General features: G+C 71.0%; 15 protein-coding genes. 3 read left to right on the forward strand and 12 right to left on the reverse strand.

What is annotated here, in order from left to right; all coding sequences use genetic code 11:
* Window positions 1-31: 31 nt before the first annotated feature.
* From ACIGFK_RS40550 to ACIGFK_RS40560, 3 genes are all read left to right on the forward strand, one after another.
* A complete protein-coding gene (locus ACIGFK_RS40550) occupies window positions 32-871 on the forward strand; it encodes a siderophore-interacting protein (RefSeq protein ID WP_400055873.1) in 840 nt (279 codons plus the stop codon).
* 292 nt (window positions 872-1,163) lie between these two features.
* Window positions 1,164-2,696, forward strand: a complete 1,533-nt coding sequence (locus tag ACIGFK_RS40555; RefSeq protein WP_376657801.1) for a serine hydrolase — start codon at window positions 1,164-1,166, stop codon at window positions 2,694-2,696.
* A gap of 34 nt (window positions 2,697-2,730) precedes the next feature.
* Window positions 2,731-3,693 (forward strand): RluA family pseudouridine synthase, encoded by a 963-nt coding sequence (locus ACIGFK_RS40560; protein WP_400055875.1) that lies wholly within the window; start codon window positions 2,731-2,733, stop codon window positions 3,691-3,693.
* Between the two features lie 34 nt (window positions 3,694-3,727).
* Here ACIGFK_RS40560 and ACIGFK_RS40565 read toward each other — a convergent pair whose 3' ends face one another.
* The 12 genes from ACIGFK_RS40565 to pafA all read right to left on the reverse strand — a co-directional run bounded on the left by ACIGFK_RS40565 (window position 3,728) and on the right by pafA (window position 15,336).
* Window positions 3,728-4,381 (reverse strand): helix-turn-helix domain-containing protein, encoded by a 654-nt coding sequence (locus ACIGFK_RS40565; RefSeq protein WP_376657803.1) that lies wholly within the window; start codon window positions 4,379-4,381, stop codon window positions 3,728-3,730.
* A gap of 90 nt (window positions 4,382-4,471) precedes the next feature.
* Window positions 4,472-7,312 carry a DEAD/DEAH box helicase gene (locus ACIGFK_RS40570; protein ID WP_400055877.1) on the reverse strand — a complete coding sequence of 947 codons (2,841 nt, stop codon included), beginning with the start codon at window positions 7,310-7,312 and terminating at the stop codon, window positions 4,472-4,474.
* A gap of 127 nt (window positions 7,313-7,439) precedes the next feature.
* Window positions 7,440-8,339: a diacylglycerol kinase gene (locus ACIGFK_RS40575; protein WP_400055879.1), complete on the reverse strand. Its 900-nt coding sequence runs from the start codon at window positions 8,337-8,339 to the stop codon at window positions 7,440-7,442.
* A 17-nt stretch (window positions 8,340-8,356) separates the two neighbouring features.
* Complete coding sequence (gene tatC / locus ACIGFK_RS40580; RefSeq protein WP_376657806.1) at window positions 8,357-9,322, reverse strand: twin-arginine translocase subunit TatC; 966 nt, start codon at window positions 9,320-9,322, stop codon at window positions 8,357-8,359.
* Window positions 9,323-9,369: 47 nt separating this feature from the next.
* Window positions 9,370-9,666, reverse strand: a complete 297-nt coding sequence (gene tatA, locus ACIGFK_RS40585; RefSeq protein ID WP_376657807.1) for a Sec-independent protein translocase subunit TatA — start codon at window positions 9,664-9,666, stop codon at window positions 9,370-9,372.
* A 194-nt stretch (window positions 9,667-9,860) separates the two neighbouring features.
* Window positions 9,861-10,061 carry a hypothetical protein gene (locus ACIGFK_RS40590; protein ID WP_376657808.1) on the reverse strand — a complete coding sequence of 67 codons (201 nt, stop codon included), beginning with the start codon at window positions 10,059-10,061 and terminating at the stop codon, window positions 9,861-9,863.
* A 26-nt stretch (window positions 10,062-10,087) separates the two neighbouring features.
* Window positions 10,088-10,315: a hypothetical protein gene (locus ACIGFK_RS40595; RefSeq protein WP_376657809.1), complete on the reverse strand. Its 228-nt coding sequence runs from the start codon at window positions 10,313-10,315 to the stop codon at window positions 10,088-10,090.
* A 14-nt stretch (window positions 10,316-10,329) separates the two neighbouring features.
* Window positions 10,330-11,298 carry a helix-turn-helix transcriptional regulator gene (locus ACIGFK_RS40600; RefSeq protein ID WP_376657810.1) on the reverse strand — a complete coding sequence of 323 codons (969 nt, stop codon included), beginning with the start codon at window positions 11,296-11,298 and terminating at the stop codon, window positions 10,330-10,332.
* A gap of 111 nt (window positions 11,299-11,409) precedes the next feature.
* On the reverse strand, window positions 11,410-12,366 hold the full coding sequence (locus ACIGFK_RS40605) for a helix-turn-helix transcriptional regulator (protein WP_376657811.1): 957 nt from the start codon (window positions 12,364-12,366) through the stop codon (window positions 11,410-11,412).
* A 145-nt stretch (window positions 12,367-12,511) separates the two neighbouring features.
* Window positions 12,512-12,889, reverse strand: a complete 378-nt coding sequence (locus tag ACIGFK_RS40610; RefSeq protein WP_376657812.1) for an FKBP-type peptidyl-prolyl cis-trans isomerase — start codon at window positions 12,887-12,889, stop codon at window positions 12,512-12,514.
* 43 nt (window positions 12,890-12,932) lie between these two features.
* Entirely contained in the window at window positions 12,933-13,871 is a 939-nt protein-coding gene (locus ACIGFK_RS40615; protein ID WP_376657813.1) for an FKBP-type peptidyl-prolyl cis-trans isomerase, read from the reverse strand.
* A 103-nt stretch (window positions 13,872-13,974) separates the two neighbouring features.
* Window positions 13,975-15,336 carry a Pup--protein ligase gene (gene pafA / locus ACIGFK_RS40620; RefSeq protein WP_376657814.1) on the reverse strand — a complete coding sequence of 454 codons (1,362 nt, stop codon included), beginning with the start codon at window positions 15,334-15,336 and terminating at the stop codon, window positions 13,975-13,977.
* Between the last annotated feature and the right edge of the window lie 146 nt (window positions 15,337-15,482).

The following is a 15,482-nucleotide window of genomic DNA, read 5'->3' on the forward strand; positions in this document are numbered from 1 at the left end:
GCTAAGTTTCTGGGGAGTCAGGGGAGACACCGTGGCACAAGGACGCACCCGCACCGTCGGCACCGCAGCCGTCGTACGCACCGAGCGGCTGACGCCGCACATGGTGCGGGTCGTGCTGGGCGGTGAGGGCCTGGCGCGCTTCGGCGCGGGCGAGTTCACCGACCATTACGTCAAGCTCCTCTTCCCCCCGCAGGGCGTCACGTATCCCGAGCCGTGGGACCTGGAGCGGATCCGCGCCGAATTCCCCCGCGAGCAGTGGCCGCGCCAGCGCGCGTACACCGTGCGGCGCTGGGACCCGGCGCGCCTGGAGCTGACCCTCGACTTCGTCGTCCACGGCGACGAGGGCCTGGCGGGCCCCTGGGCGGAGCGGGCCCGGCCCGGCGAGCCCGTACGGTTCCTGGGCCCGGGCGGCGCCTACGCCCCCGACCCGGCGGCCGACTGGCACCTCCTGGTGGGCGACGAGAGCGCACTGCCCGCCATCGCGGCGGCGATGGAGCGGATGCCGGCCGGCGCGCGGGTGCACGCCTTCGTGGAGGTCGAGGGAGCGGCCGACGAGCAGCGGATCGCCACCCCGGACGGCATCGTCCCGGTCTGGGTCCACCGCGGAGACCGCCCGGTCGGCGAGGCCCTCATGGACGCGGTCAGGGCCCTGCGCTTCCCGTCGCCGGACGTCCACGCCTTCGTCCACGGCGAGGCCGGCTTCGTCAAGGGCCTGCGCCACCACCTCCGGCTGGAGCGCGGCATCGCGCGCGAACGCCTGTCGATCTCGGGCTACTGGCGCCTGGGCGAGACGGACGAGGGCTGGCGCGCGATCAAGCGCGACTGGAACGCCGCGGTGGAAGCCGAACAGGAACACGCGGCCGCCGCGTAGCCACCTCCCGGCGCGGCCACCCTCCCGACCCCGCTCCGCTGCCGGGGCTCCGCCCCGGACCCCGCGCCTCAAACGCCGGCGGGGCTGATCTTCCCCGACCGGCGCCACGAGCAGCGGGCACGCACTCACAGGCCGGCATCAGCCAAATCCAGCCCCGTCGGCGTTTGAGGCGCGGGGCCCGGTGGCAGCGCCCCCGGCAGGCGGCGGCGCACCCGCCCACGGTCCGCGGCAGCGCCCCGCACCGGGACGGCCACCCCGCGCGCGGAGCGCGTACCGGCGGGACAATGTCCCCATGCGTACGCTCCGCGCGCTCGGGGCAGCAGGGGCCGCCGCACTCCTGGCGACGGGAGCGGCCACCGCACCCAGCCCGCCCCCGCCCCCGAAACCGCAGATCAGCGACGAGGCCGTCGACAACGCAGTCGACCACCTCGACCAGACCGTCGCGGACATGATGCGCCGCACCGGCGTCCCGGGCGTCTCGGTGGCCGTCGTCCACGACGACAAGGTCGTCCACATCAAGGGATTCGGCCTCCGCCGCACCGGTGAGACCGCGAAGGTCGACCCGGACACGGTCTTCCAGGTGGCCTCCGTCTCCAAGCCGATCTCCTCGACCGTCGTCGCCGGCGCGCTCACCGGCCCCGGCGAATGGGGCCGCCACACCGACCTCCCCGGGTTCTCCCTCAAGGACCCCTGGGTCTCCGGCCACGTGACGACCGCCGACCTGTTCTCCCACCGCAGCGGCCTTCCCGACCACGCGGGCGACCTCCTCGAAGACCTCGGCTACGACCAGGCGTACATCCTCGACCACCTCCGCCTCGAACCCCTCACCCCGTTCCGCGCGAGCTACGCCTACACCAACTTCGGCCTCACAGCCGCCGCCGAGGCCGTCGCCCGCGCCAAGGGCACCAGCTGGCAGAAGCTCTCCGAGGACGTCCTCTTCAAACCGGCCGGGATGACCAGCACCAGCACCGAGTTCTCCGCGTTCGAGCAGGCCCCGAACCACGCCGCCACCCACGTGAAGAACCCGGACGGCACCTGGAGCCCGCGCTACGTCCGCAACCCCGACGCCCAGGCACCGGCCGGCGGGGTGAGTTCCTCCGCCCGCGACATGTCCCGCTGGCTGCGGCTCCAGCTCGCCGGCGGCACCCTCGACGGCAAGCGCATCATCCCGGCCGACACCCTCGCCGCCACCCACCTCCCGCAGATCCTGTCGCAGCCGCCCGCCCCGCCCGCGAACCACACCGGCTTCTACGGCCTCGGCTGGAACGTCTCCTACGACGACGCGGGCCGGCTGCGCCTGAGCCACTCCGGCGCCTTCGAACTCGGCGCCAACACCAACGTCACCATGCTCCCGCTGGAGCAGCTCGGCATCGTCGTCCTCACCAACGGCGCCCCGGTCGGCGTCGCCGACGCCATCGCCCTGAACTTCTTCGACTTCGCCGAGCACGGCAAGGCCACCACCGACTGGCTCCCCCTGCTGGCGGCCGTGTACGAGCAGGGGGACTTCGCGCTCCGCTCCCCCACCGACTACGCCCGCCCGCCTTCGGGAGCGAAGCCGGCCCAGGACAGCGCCGTGTACACCGGCACCTACGACAACGCGTACTACGGCAAGGCCACCGTCACGGCCGACGACCACGGCGCGCTCACCCTCTCCCTCGGCCCGAAGCCCCAGCGCTATCCGCTCACGCACTACGACGGCGACACCTTCAGCTTCGAGACGGCCGGAGAGAACGCGGTCGGCCGCACCGGGGTGTTCTTCTCCGACGGCACCCTCCGCGTCGAGTACCTCGACGCCGACCACCTGGGCACCTTCACCCAGCAGTAGGGGGTGTGCGCCCCGCGCGCATAGCCTGTCCCCGATGAGACGCAAAGCCCAGGTACCGCCCTCGCCCCTCCCCCAGCGTGCCGGAATCGACCCGGTGCGCCTGCGGCTGCCCGCCGATCCGGAAGGGCGGTGGCCCGATCTCGGCACGTACCTGGCCGCGCGGTACGCAGGCACCCGCGGCGCCGACTCCATGGCGCACCTCCTGGCCGCCGGCCGGGTCCTCGGCCCGGGCGGGCGGGTGCTGGGCGCGCACGACCCGTACGAGCCCGGCGGGTACCTGTGGTTCCACCGGGACATGGAGCCCGAGCCGGCCGTGCCCTTCACCGTCCGCGTCGTGCACCGCGATCCGCACCTGCTGGTCGTGGACAAGCCGCACTTCCTGGCGACCACCCCGCGCGGCAGCCACATCACCCAGACCGCCCTGGCCCGGCTCCGCGAGGAGCTGGACCTGCCGGAGCTCAGCCCGGCGCACCGGCTGGACCGGCTGACCGCGGGGCTGGTCATGTTCAGCGTCCGGCCCGAGGACCGCGGCGCCTACCAGCTCCTGTTCCAGCGGCGGGAGGTGCACAAGGAGTACGAGGCCCTCGCGGCCCACGATCCCGCGCTGGACTTCCCCCGCACGGTGCGCAGCCGGATCGAGAAGACGCGCGGGGTCATCGCGGCGGTCGAGGTCCCGGGCGGCGAGCCGAACGCCGAGAGCCTGGTCGAGCTCACCGCAACCCGCGCCGGCCTGGCCCGCTACCGGCTGACCCCGCACACCGGGCGCACCCACCAGCTGCGGGTGCACATGAACTCCCTGGGCCTGCCCATCCTGGGCGATCCGGTGTACCCGCGGGTCACGGACCCGGCCCCGGACGACTACCGCCGCCCGCTGCAGCTCCTGGCCCGGGTACTGGAGTTCACCGACCCGGTCACCGGCACCGCCCACCGCTTCGAGAGCGGCCGCGAACTCCAGGCCTGGACCGACCGGCCCGGCTGGGAGGCCGGCAGCGGGTGATCCACGCCAGGGGTGATCCACAGCAGCCGGCTGCCTACGGGACGCGGACGCCCGCGATCCGCAGTGCCGCGTCGGCGGTGGCCTCCGCGAACACCGCCACCGGCCGCTCCGGATCGGAGCGGTGTATCAGCATGACGCCCTCGATGAGTCCGAACACGAGGTCGTTGCGCAGGTCCAACCCGGCCTTGTCCCCGGCCAGTTCGTCCCCGACGGACGTCCCGTCCAGCAACGCCCGGTAGGCGTCCCGGAGTTCCTCGCGCATCCGGCGGAACTGCGAGAAGCGCGATCCGGCCACCTCGGGCAGCAGGTACAGCGCCCCCAGGTTGTACGGCCCGCCGCACAGCAGCAGCACGTCGGAGCGGCACAGCTCCCACAGCCGGCGCGCCGCCGGCCGCTCGCACTCGGCGAGCAGCCTCCGGGCCAGTACCAGCGACGGCGCGACCGTGGACTCCAGCAGCTCCGCAAGGAGTTCCTCCTTGCCGCCGAAGTAGTGGTACATCGTGGCCTGGCGCATTCCAGCCCGTTCGGCGACCGACCGCGTGGTCGTCGCCGCGTATCCTCTGGCGGTGAAAAGCTCGGCCGCCGCACTGAGGAGTTCCTCGCGCGGCGGCCTGCCACTTTCCGGTCTCGCCTGGTCGGCGCGCGGCCGACCGACCCTTTTAGGCCCCCCGGCCAATCCCCCACTCATGGGCCGATCGTCGCACACAGCACGCCGATCCGGTCATGGCAAGAGAACAGATCGGGCCAGGCCCGCCTTTGGGGGAACCTCCAAGTCCGGTTAGCCGACGGAGCTGTAGGCCACCACACCCCGCAGCAGCGCGTCCACGGCCTTGCGGGCATTCTTCGCCACCGTGCTCCCGCTCCCGCCGGACGCCGAGGGGGCTGCCGCCGCGATCTGCCCGAGCACGTCGATGACTTGCTTGCACCAGCGCACGAAGTCACCGGCCGGCATCTCCGCCTCGCGCAGCACCTCGTCCAGGCTCTTGTCCGAAGCCCACTGGTACGCCGCCCACGCGAAGCCGAGGTCCGGCTCGCGCTGGCCCACGCCCTCCGCCTGGTTGATGCGGTGCTCCTCCTCCAGGGCGTCGAGCCGGCCCCAGATCCGCACCATCTCGCCCAGTGCCGCCTTCGCCGCACCGCCCGGCACCTTGGGTGCGACCGCGTCGTCGGACTGCCGCGCCTCGAAGACCAACGCGGAGACGCAGGCGGCCAGTTCGGCCGGGCTCAGCCCCTCCCACACCCCGGCGCGCAAGCACTCCGAGGCCAGCAGGTCGAGCTCTCCGTAGAGCCGCGCCAGGCGCTGCCCGTGCACGGTGACCTCGTCCTCGCGCAGGTAGTCGAGCTCGGTGAGCAGCGCGTGGATCCGGTCGAAGGTGCGGGCGATGGTGTTCGTCCGGCCCTCGATGCGCCGCTCCAGCGCCTGCGTGTCCCGCTTGAGCCGCCAGTAGCGCTCCGCCCAGCGGGCGTGGTCCTCGCGCTCGTCGCAGCCGTGGCAGGGGTGCGCCCGCAACTCGGCCCGCAGCCGGGCGATCTCGCGGTCGTCCGCGGCCGCGGCCCGGCCGCGCGTCCGGCGCTCCGGCGTGATGTGCCCGGCCTTCGACCGCAGTTGGGACGCCAGGTCCCGACGGGACTGCGGGGAACGATGGTTGAAGGTCTTCGGAATCCGCATCCGGTCCAGGGCCTCGACCGGGACCGGGAAGTCGATCGCGGCGAGCCGCTTGACCTGCCGCTCCGCCGTGAGCACGAGCGGGCGCGGGCCCTCGACCCACTCCTGCCCGCGGTGCCCGTGGACCCGCCCGGCCGGCACGCCCGGGTCCAGGACCAGCGCGAGCCCGGCGAACTTGCCGGTCGGCACGTGGATGATGTCGCCCGGCTTGAGCTTCTCCAGCGAACTGGCCGCCTGCGCCCGGCGCTGGGCCGCGCCCTGCTTGGCCAGCTCCGTCTCACGGTCCTTCAGGTCGCGGCGCAGCCGCGCGTACTCCTCGAAGTTCCCCAGGTGGCAGGTCATGCCCTCCTGGTAGCCCTCCAGGCCCTCCTCGTTGCGCTGCACCTGCCGGGAGATCCCGACGACCGAGCGGTCCGCCTGGAACTGCGCGAAGGAGGTCTCCAGCAGCTCGCGCGAGCGGTGCCGCCCGAACTGGCTGACCAGGTTGACCGCCATGTTGTACGAGGGCTTGAAGCTGGACCGCAGCGGATAGGTGCGCGTACCCGCGAGCCCGGCCAGGCCCGCCGGGTCCATGCCGCGCTGCCACAGCACCACCGCGTGGCCCTCGACGTCGATGCCGCGCCGACCGGCCCGGCCGGTCAGCTGCGTGTACTCGCCGGGGGTGATGTCGGCGTGCTGCTCGCCGTTCCACTTGACCAGCTTCTCCAGGATCACCGTGCGCGCGGGCATGTTGATGCCCAACGCCAGGGTCTCGGTGGCGAAGACGGCCTTGACGAGCCCGCGGACGAACAGCTCCTCCACGACCTCCTTGAAGGTGGGCAGCATGCCCGCGTGGTGCGCGGCGATGCCCCGCTCCAGCCCTTCGAGCCACTCGTAGTAGCCCAGGACGTGCAGGTCCTCGGCCGGGATGGAGGCGGTGCGCGCCTCGACGAGCTCACGGACCTTGAGCCGCGCCGACTCGTCGTTCAGCCGCAGGCCCGCGTAGAGGCACTGCTGGACGGCCGCCTCGCAGCCGGCCCGGCTGAAGATGAAGTTGATCGCGGGCAGCAGCCCGTCCCCGTCCAGGCGGGCGATGACCTCGGGTCGGGACGGGGTCCAGATCCGGCCGCGGGAGCGCCGCTCGCGCTCGCGGTCGGCCTCCCGGACCATCTTCCCGCGCCGCCGGTCCTTCGGGCTGTACGTACGACTGTTCTCCTCGCGCGCCATGCGCAGCAGGTCGGGGTTGACCTCCCGGCGCGCGGAGCCGCGGCCGCCGTGGTCGGACTCCTCCTCGAACAGGTCGTAGATCCGCCGGCCGGCCATGACGTGCTGCCACAGCGGGACCGGGCGCTCCTCGGAGACGATCACCTCGGTGTCGCCGCGCACGGTGTCCAGCCAGTCGCCGAACTCCTCCGCGTTGGACACGGTGGCCGACAGCGAGACCAGGGTCACCGACTCGGGGAGGTGGATGATCACTTCCTCCCACACGGCTCCGCGGAACCGGTCGGAGAGGTAGTGGACCTCGTCCATCACCACGTAGCCCAGGCCCAGCAGCGACTGCGAGCCCGCGTAGAGCATGTTGCGGAGCACCTCGGTGGTCATCACGACCACGGGCGCCTCGGAGTTGACGCTGTTGTCACCGGTCAGCAGGCCCACCTTGTCGGCGCCGTAGCGCTTGACGAGGTCGGCGTACTTCTGGTTCGACAGGGCCTTGATCGGCGTCGTGTAGAAGCACTTGCGGCCCTGCTGGAGGGCCAGGTGCACGGCGAACTCGCCGACGATCGTCTTGCCCGAGCCCGTCGGGGCGGCCACCAGGACGCCTTTGCCGGCCTCCAGTGCCTTGCAGGCCTCGACCTGGTACGGGTCCAGATCGAATTCGTACATCTCGCGGAAGGGGTGCAGGGCACTGGCCTCTTCGGCGGCGCGGATCCGGGCAGCGGCGTACCGCTCGGCGGGTGAGAGTTCTTCGGTCATCTTGGGATCGAGCCTACCCGCCACCTCTGACAACAGTCGCGATCATTTAAACCGGCTGCGAGACGGGCTGCGGGGGCTGCCGCCGGGCTGCCGCCCGGCCCCCGCGGGACCGCCGGCGGGGACCCGGCTACGCGACGACCCGGAGCGCCCCCGGGACGCACTCGGCGGTCACCGGCAGCGCCCCCAGCGGCTCCCCGTCCGCGTACGCCGTGATCCCGGCCGCCTCCAGCGTCACCTTCCGCGCCCGGTGCACGGTCACCTTCGGATGGTCCAGGTGCGTCCCCCGGTACACGCGGGGGAAGACCTTCAGGAGCGTGGCCCGGCTGCACGCGCCGACCACCGTCACGTCGAAGAGCCCGTCGTCGGGTTCGGCGCCCGCGCAGATGCGCATCCCGCCCCCGTAGGAGGAGCCGTTGCCGACGGCCACCAGCGTGGCCTCCGTCTCGACGGCCGGCCCGTCGTCCAGCGTGATCCGGTACGGGAAGGGGTGGAACGCGGCCAGCTCCGCGATCATCGCCAGGTCGTACTTGAACCGCCCGGCCGGCAGCCGCATCCGGTTGCCCCGGTCGTTGACCCGCGAGTCGAAGCCGGCGCACAGCACCGTCCCGTACCAGGTCCCCCCGCCGGCCCCGACCACCCGGCCCAGGTCGATCTCGCGGAACCGGCCCTCCTTGAGGGCCTCGGCGGCCAGCCGCCCCGCCCGCGCGGGCTCCCGAACGGGCAGCCCCAGCGCCCGCGCGAAGTCGTTGCCGGTGCCCTCCGCGACCACCCCGAGCGGCACCGGGGTCCCGGCGAGGGCCTGCAGCGCGAGGGAGACCATCCCGTCGCCGCCCACCACGACCACCGCGCCGGTGCCCTCGCGGACGGCGGCCCGCAGCCGCTCCAGCGCGTCCGGCCCGTCCGCGCCGACGACGCTGCGCACCTGGAAGCCGGCCTCCCGCACAGCAGAAGCGGCCGGCTGCGCGGCGTGCGCGCCCCGGCCGCGTCCCGCGGTGGGATTGACGAAGAGGGTGATCTCAGAGCTCACCCGCCGGAACCTACCTGTCAGGTGGCGTCGTCGTAACCGTTGATCCGCTGACGGCCGCCGTCGTCCTGGCCGGGCAGCGCGGCCGGGGCCTGGATCGCCTCCATCTCGCCGATCGGCGCCGGCGTCAGGTCCAGCGAGGAGGCCTCGTCGTCGTCGAGCCCCGCATCGGGGTTGTTCCGCGCCCGCCTGCGGTCGTTGAGCAGGCACAGGCCGAGCGCCAGGAAGTACAGGGCCACGATCGGCGCCGCCAGCGTCAGCATGGTCAGCGGGTCGCCCGTGGGCGTGGCGAACGCCGCGAAGATCGTGATCCCGAGGACCATCCCGCGCCACCAGCCCGCCAGCCGCTTGGCCGTGAGGACCCCGGTGAAGTTCAGCAGGATCAGCAGCAGCGGCAGCTCGAAGGCCAGGCCGAACACGACCACCATGCGGGCGACCAGGTCGAGGTAGTCGTCGACCGGCAGCAGGTTGCGCGTGTTGTCGGGCGTGAACTCCAGCAGGATCGTCGCCGTCTGCGGGAGGATCTTGTACGCGAGGACCGCGCCGGTCAGGAACAGGGGCGCTCCGACCGCGACGAAACCGCGCGCGTAGTTCTTCTCGTGCTTGTGCAGCCCGGGCGCGGCGAACGCCCACAGCTGGTAGAGCCACACCGGTGTGGAAAGCACGACACCGGTCATCAGCGAGACCTTCAGAGCGATCGAGAACGCCGAGATCAGGCCGTTCACGGTCATGTCCGCGCAGGGACGGCCGTTGCGCTGGGTCACCACTCCACCGGTGCAGCCGACCGAATCCAGCATCGGCTTCAACAGGAAGTTGATGATGTCCTTGTAGAAGAAGAAAGCGACGCTCGTGATCACCACGATCGCCAGGACCGACTTCAGCAGTCGGTTACGAAGCTCACGCAGGTGCTCGACGAGAGGCATCCGCCCTTCGGCGTCCTGTGCCTTCCGGTCCTTCTTCTCCTGCTTGCGGGCAGACTTGAGCAACCCACGTCCCTTGTCTCGTTGCAGATGACTGGCGCGACCGGGGCGGGTCAGCCCTGGGCGGTACGGTTCGGCTCGCTCACGGGCCGGGAGCTGGTGACGTCACCGGGCGCGGCCTGGATGGTGCGCGGGGCGACGGGCTGCTGGGCTGCCTGGTCGGCAACGTTCGCCGCCGTGGCGGCGTCCTCGGCCTCGCCGTCCTTCTTCATGGCCTTGGCCTCGCTCTTGAGGATGCGGGCCGACTTGCCGAGGGAGCGGGCCATGTCGGGGAGCTTCTTGGCACCGAACAGCAGGAAGATCACGGCGACGATCAGGAGGATCTCGAGGGGCTTCAGATTGCCGATCATGTGTGTCGTCCTTCTCACCGAAACGGCTGGTTGTGGTGGCTGTGCCCGGCCACCACGGAGAACCGGCGACCGACTTCCAAGGATCGTAACCCCCTGGGGTAAACGCTCGGCAATCCCCCGGGGTACCCGCGCTTGCGCAAAGACCGGTTGTTCACGCCCCGGTCACACGGGTTCGTCCCGCTTTGAGGACCGCGTTACGGCCGCACGCCGCGTCCCGCACGCGCGAGATCCGACGCCGCCCGCTCCAGCTCCCCCGAGGCGTCCGAGATCCGCCGGCTCGCCCGCTCCACCTGCCCGGACAGCCTGCGCACCTCCACGAACACCCGCACGGCCAGCACGGACAGGACGGCGAGCCCCAGGAAACCCAGAGCGATTGCGATCATCGGCCACAGCATGACAGGAGCCTAGACGAGGAGCGCCGTCAGACACTGCGCAGGGTGCTCACGCCGCCACCCGTCAACAGCTCCACGATCCGCTCACCAGCGGGCTTACGGACGGCCACACCGCACTCGGGACACGTGAAGGAGTAGAACGTGGCCCTGCGGCTGCCCCCGATCGCCAGACGCAGCGCACCCGCCTCCAGCTCGAAGCGGGCACGGCAGTCGGGACAGGAGGCCTTGAAGGCGACGGGCCCGGACTTCTGCGACATCGACCCCGCTCCCCTCAGACCGTTTCCCCGTACCCCGCGAGTGCCTCTCGAGCCGCGCTCCGCGCACTCTCCGCCAGCTCGAGAGGCGCCACGATCCGCCCCTCCCGGCCCAGCCGCAGCGCCAGCCGGCGCAGCGACGCCGGATCCGGGCTGCGCAGCGTGATCCGGAGCCCCCCCTCGGGCAGCTCCTCCGCGCTGTCGTGCGGGTAGTACTCGGCGACCCAGCGCCCGCCCGGCCCCACCTCGACGACCACCTCCGGGTCCTCCGCCGCCGGCTGGACCAGACCCACGGACAGGTCCCGCGGCTCGATCGCGGGCGGCTCGGCCCGCTCCTCCAGCAGCCGGATCTCCGCGACCCGGTCGAGGCGGAAGGTGCGCCGCGCCTCCGAGAGGTGGCACCACCCCTCCATGTACGTGTGCCCCACCGCGAACAGCCGGATCGGGTCGACCTTGCGCTCGGTGAGCTCGTCGCGCGCCGGGGAGTAGTAGCGCAGCCACAGCCTGCGGCGCTCCGCGATCGCCCGGTCGACGTCCGCGAAGACACCGCCCTCGGACTCGAAGGTCACCGACAGCCGCGAGGAGGCCCCGGCGGCCTCGCCCGCCGCCGCCTCCAGCTTCGCCGTGGCCCGCAGCAGCGCCTCCCGGTCGCTCTCACGCAGCCCCGGAAGAGTCGCCACCGCCCGCGCCGCCACCAGCAGCGCGGTCGCCTCGTCCGCCGCCAGCCGCAGCGGCTCCGCCGTGGACTCCCCCGACGCGTCCGGATTGCGCCACCAGATGCGTTCCCCGTCGGTGTCGATGTCGAGCAGGTCGCCGCCCCGGAAACTGGTCCCGCACATGGGCAGCACGTCGAGGTCCGAGATCAGCTCGTCCTCGGTGATCCCGAAGGCCCGCGCGACGTCGGCGACGTGCGCGCCCGGGCGCTCCCGCAGATAGGTGACCAGGGACAGCATCCGGCGGGTCTGGTCGATGGCGTTGGCAGCCATGCTGGTACGTCTCCCCCTCAGGGCGTGCTCTTCGGATGGCGCGCTCGCGATCGCGCTCGCGCTGGTGCCCGCGCTCGTACGCGCGCGGGCAGTCAATGACGGGGGCGGCGCTCAGGCCTTGGCGACGGCCCGCAACCGGTCCACCACGTCCGCCCGCAGATCGGCGGGCCCGACCACCACGACGTCCGGCCCGAACTCCACCAGCCAGGCGTCCAGCCCGTGCCCGTACGGAATCTCCAGCTCGTCCCAGCCGTCCCCGCCCTCCCGCACGGCCGTCGCCTTGGCCCGCAGCGGATACCCCGCCCCGGACCGCAGCCGGATCAGCGCCGAACGGTCCGCGCTCTCCCCCGCCCAGCCCGCCACGGTCTCCCGCACGGTCACCACGTCGGGCACCTCCGCGGAATACTTGCCCGCCCGCGACCGGACCTTCCCCGTGATCCGCGACAGCCGGAACACCCGCTCCGCACCCCGGTCACGGTCGTAGCCGGCCAGGTACCAGTGACCCCGCCAGCACTCCAGCGCCCACGGCTCCACCTGCCGGGTCTCCGGCCGCGCCGCATTCGACTTGCGGTAGTCGAACACCACCGGCCGCCGGTCCCGGCACGCCAGCATCAACGGCTCGAAAGCCGCCTCGTGCACCGGAATCCGCGGCTCGATCGCACTGTGCTGGCCCTCGTACGGATCCCCGGCCTCCGGCATCCCGCCCGCACGCAGCTTCTGCAGGGCGCCGCTCGCCGCCCCCGCCAGCCGCGCCTGCTGCCACACCTTCGCCGCCAGCCCCAGAGCCGCGGCCTCCTCGGCGTCCAGCGAGACGGGAGGCAGCCGATTGCTGTCCCGGCGCGCGAGATAACCGATCTCGCCCTCCAGGTTCTCCACCGTCTCGATCACCAGACCGAGTTCACGCAGATCGTCCTTGTCCCGCTCGAACATCCGGTTGAAGGACTCGTCGTTGCCGGCCTCGAGGTACGCCTCGATCGAACCCCGCAACTCCCGCTTGCTCAGCGGCCGACGCGTCCCCAGCAGACACAGCGCCAGATTCATCAGCCGCTCGGCCTTGGCAATCGCCATCGACGCCCATCCCCGCTTCCCTCGTACGCGTCCGCTCGCGGACACAGCCGTGACCGTTGACCGTACCGCCCCGGCGCGCCGGGACAAAAGCGAGGGGCCCCCACCGACAGGCAGGGGCCCCTCAACCGATCAAACGGTCGCCGAATCAGGCGTCCATCAGGTCACACACGAAGATCAGCGTCTCGCCCGGGGCGATCGCACTGCCCGCACCGCGGTCACCGTAGGCCAGGTGCGCCGGGATCGTCAGCTTGCGACGACCGCCGACCTTCATCCCCTGGACACCCTTGTCCCAGCCCTGGATGACCTGGCCGACACCCAGCTGGAACTGCAGCGCGCTGCCACGGTTCCACGAAGCGTCGAACTCCTCACCGGTGGAGAAGGCCACGCCCACGTAATGGACCTTGACGAACGCCCCGACCTTCGCCTCGGCGCCGTCGCCCTCCCAGATGTCCTCGATCACCAGGTCGGTCGGAACCGGACCCTCGGGGAAGTCGATCTCGGGCTTCTCGAGCTTGTCGCTCACGGAACTGCTCCTCAAACTTACGAACCGGTCAACCGGGACAGTCTTACATCACCGCGAGGATGTCGAGGCTGAAGACCAGCGTCGACTTAGCCGGAATGGACCCCTTCTCCTGGTCCCCGAACGCCATGTCCGGCGGGATCACCAGAAGAATGCGGCTGCCGACCTTCTTCCCGGTCAGCCCCTCCTTCAGCCCCTTGACCGAAAGCTGCGACATCGGCCACGTCACCGTCGTGTCCGACGTGTACGTGCTCTCGAACGTCTTGTCGTCCTTCCACGTCTTGCCGTGGAACTTGACCACGACGCTGTCGGTGTCCTTCACCGGCGCGCCGTCCGCCTCCAGGACGTAGTTCGACACCAGCTTCGCCGGCGGCTCCGTGTCCTTCGGAACGGTCACGGAGACTTCCTTGCCGTCCGTGTTCGTACCGATCTTCGGCAGCGCCTTGTCGTCCTGCGGGATCTCCTTGCCCGTCGCCGAAACCGGCACGGACGTACCCTTGACGATGTCCACCACGAACACCAGCGTCGCGTTCGGCTTGATCTTCTCGCCCGAACCCTGGGCCCCGTAACCCATGTCCGGCGGAATCACCAGCTCGACGCGGCTGCCGACCTTCTGGCCCTCGAGACCCTGGTCCCAGCCCTTGATGACAGCGCCCGCACCGATCGTCACGTCGAACGGCTGACCCCGGTCGAAGCTCTGGTCGAACGGCTCCTTGCCGTCCCACACCTGACCGAGGTAGTTGACCTGGGCGATGTCGCCCTTCTTCAGCACCGGGCCCTTGCCCTCGCTGACGGTCACCACCTTCAGCTCCTTCGGCGGCGTTCCCTTACCCGTCGACAGGGTGGGCTTCTGCCCGAACTCGGCACCCTTCGTGATCGCGGGCGCCCCGTTCTTCATCTGGGCGGAGTCGGAGCCGCTGTCACCACACGCCGCTGTCGACAGCAGCAGAAGGGGTACGACAAGCAGGCCGGCAAGTCGGCGCACGTGTTCCTCAGATCTCAGACGGCAAGCGGTCGCCGCCACTCTAAGCCGTGAAGAGGGCCCCGTACGAGACAGGTACGGGGCCCTCATCACACACCGGGGAGATCTACATCCCGGCGATCAGCTTCTCCACCCGGTCGTCCACCGACCGGAACGGGTCCTTGCACAGCACCGTCCGCTGCGCCTGGTCATTGAGCTTCAGGTGCACCCAGTCCACCGTGAAGTCCCGCCGCTGCTCCTGCGCCCGCCGGATGAAATCACCGCGCAGCCGCGCCCGCGTCGTCTGCGGGGGCACCGACTTGCCCTCGAAGATCTTCAGGTCGTTGCAGATCCGCGCCGCCTGCCCCTTGCGCTCCAGCAGGTAGTACAGACCGCGCCGCCGGTGGATGTCGTGGTACGCGAGGTCTATCTGCGCCACCCGCGGATTCGACATGGTCATGTTGTGCTTGCCCCGGTACCGCTCGATCAGCTGGTACTTCATCACCCAGTCGATCTCGGTCCCGATCCGGTCCAGATCCTCCGCCTCGATCGCATCGAGGGTCCGGCCCCACAGCTCCAGCACCTGCTCCACCGTGCCGGTACGGATCCCCCGGCGCTCGGCGAAGTCCACCGCCTTGTCGTAGTACTCCCGCTGGATCTCCAGCGCCGAGGCCTCCCGGCCACTGGCCAGACGCACCTTGCGCTGACCCGTGATGTCGTGACTGACCTCACGGATCGCCCGGATCGGGTTCTCCAGCGTCAGGTCCCGCATCACCGTGCCCGCCTCGATCATGCGCAGCACCAGATCGGTCGCCCCGACCTTCAGCAGCATCGTCGTCTCGGACATGTTCGAGTCCCCGACGATCACGTGCAGCCGGCGGTACCGCTCCGCATCCGCGTGCGGCTCGTCCCGCGTGTTGATGATCGGCCGCGACCGCGTCGTCGCCGAACTGACACCCTCCCAGATGTGCTCGGCCCGCTGGCTCACGCAGTACACCGCACCCCGCGGCGTCTGCAGCACCTTGCCCGCACCACAGATCAGCTGCCGCGTGACGAGGAACGGAATGAGGATGTCCGCCAAGCGGGAGAATTCCCCGTGCCGCGCCACCAGGTAGTTCTCATGGCAGCCGTACGAGTTCCCCGCCGAGTCGGTGTTGTTCTTGAAGAGATAGACGTCGCCCGCGATTCCCTCCTCGTGCAGGCGCCGTTCGGCATCGACGAGCAGTCCTTCGAGAATGCGCTCGCCCGCCTTGTCGTGCGTGACCAGTTCGGTCACGTTGTCGCATTCGGGTGTTGCGTATTCCGGATGCGAACCCACGTCCAAGTACAGGCGGGCACCGTTCCGCAGGAAGACATTGCTGCTGCGGCCCCATGACACAACACGGCGGAAGAGGTAGCGCGCCACTTCGTCAGGAGACAGTCGGCGCTGTCCCCTGAACGTGCACGTGACGCCGTACTCGTTCTCCAGCCCGAAAATGCGGCGGTCCATGACTGAACATTACGCCTTCTGCCCCCTTCTGAAACCGGGTTCGCCAGCGCGGTTCGATCAGTTTCCCCGGAAACCGCCGACGAGCCGCCGCAAAACACCCGGGGGCCGACCCGATAAGCACAGCACGACACCTGTGCATACCCGGC

The sequence above is a fragment of the Streptomyces sp. NPDC085524 genome, from assembly GCF_044541755.1.
Classification (GTDB): domain Bacteria; phylum Actinomycetota; class Actinomycetes; order Streptomycetales; family Streptomycetaceae; genus Streptomyces.

What these genes read in the sequence shown, in the direction of transcription:
- ACIGFK_RS40555 (WP_376657801.1), top strand. Translation starts at nt 1,164, where the DNA reads ATGCGTACGCTCCGCGCGCTCGGGGCAGCAGGGGCCGCCGCACTCCTG.
- ACIGFK_RS40560 (WP_400055875.1), top strand. Translation starts at nt 2,731, where the DNA reads ATGAGACGCAAAGCCCAGGTACCGCCCTCGCCCCTCCCCCAGCGTGCC.
- ACIGFK_RS40565 (WP_376657803.1), bottom strand. Translation starts at nt 4,381, where the DNA reads ATGAGTGGGGGATTGGCCGGGGGGCCTAAAAGGGTCGGTCGGCCGCGC.
- ACIGFK_RS40570 (WP_400055877.1), bottom strand. Translation starts at nt 7,312, where the DNA reads ATGACCGAAGAACTCTCACCCGCCGAGCGGTACGCCGCTGCCCGGATC.
- tatA (WP_376657807.1), bottom strand. Translation starts at nt 9,666, where the DNA reads ATGATCGGCAATCTGAAGCCCCTCGAGATCCTCCTGATCGTCGCCGTG.
- ACIGFK_RS40590 (WP_376657808.1), bottom strand. Translation starts at nt 10,061, where the DNA reads ATGCTGTGGCCGATGATCGCAATCGCTCTGGGTTTCCTGGGGCTCGCC.
- ACIGFK_RS40595 (WP_376657809.1), bottom strand. Translation starts at nt 10,315, where the DNA reads ATGTCGCAGAAGTCCGGGCCCGTCGCCTTCAAGGCCTCCTGTCCCGAC.
- ACIGFK_RS40600 (WP_376657810.1), bottom strand. Translation starts at nt 11,298, where the DNA reads ATGGCTGCCAACGCCATCGACCAGACCCGCCGGATGCTGTCCCTGGTC.
- ACIGFK_RS40605 (WP_376657811.1), bottom strand. Translation starts at nt 12,366, where the DNA reads ATGGCGATTGCCAAGGCCGAGCGGCTGATGAATCTGGCGCTGTGTCTG.
- pafA (WP_376657814.1), bottom strand. Translation starts at nt 15,336, where the DNA reads ATGGACCGCCGCATTTTCGGGCTGGAGAACGAGTACGGCGTCACGTGC.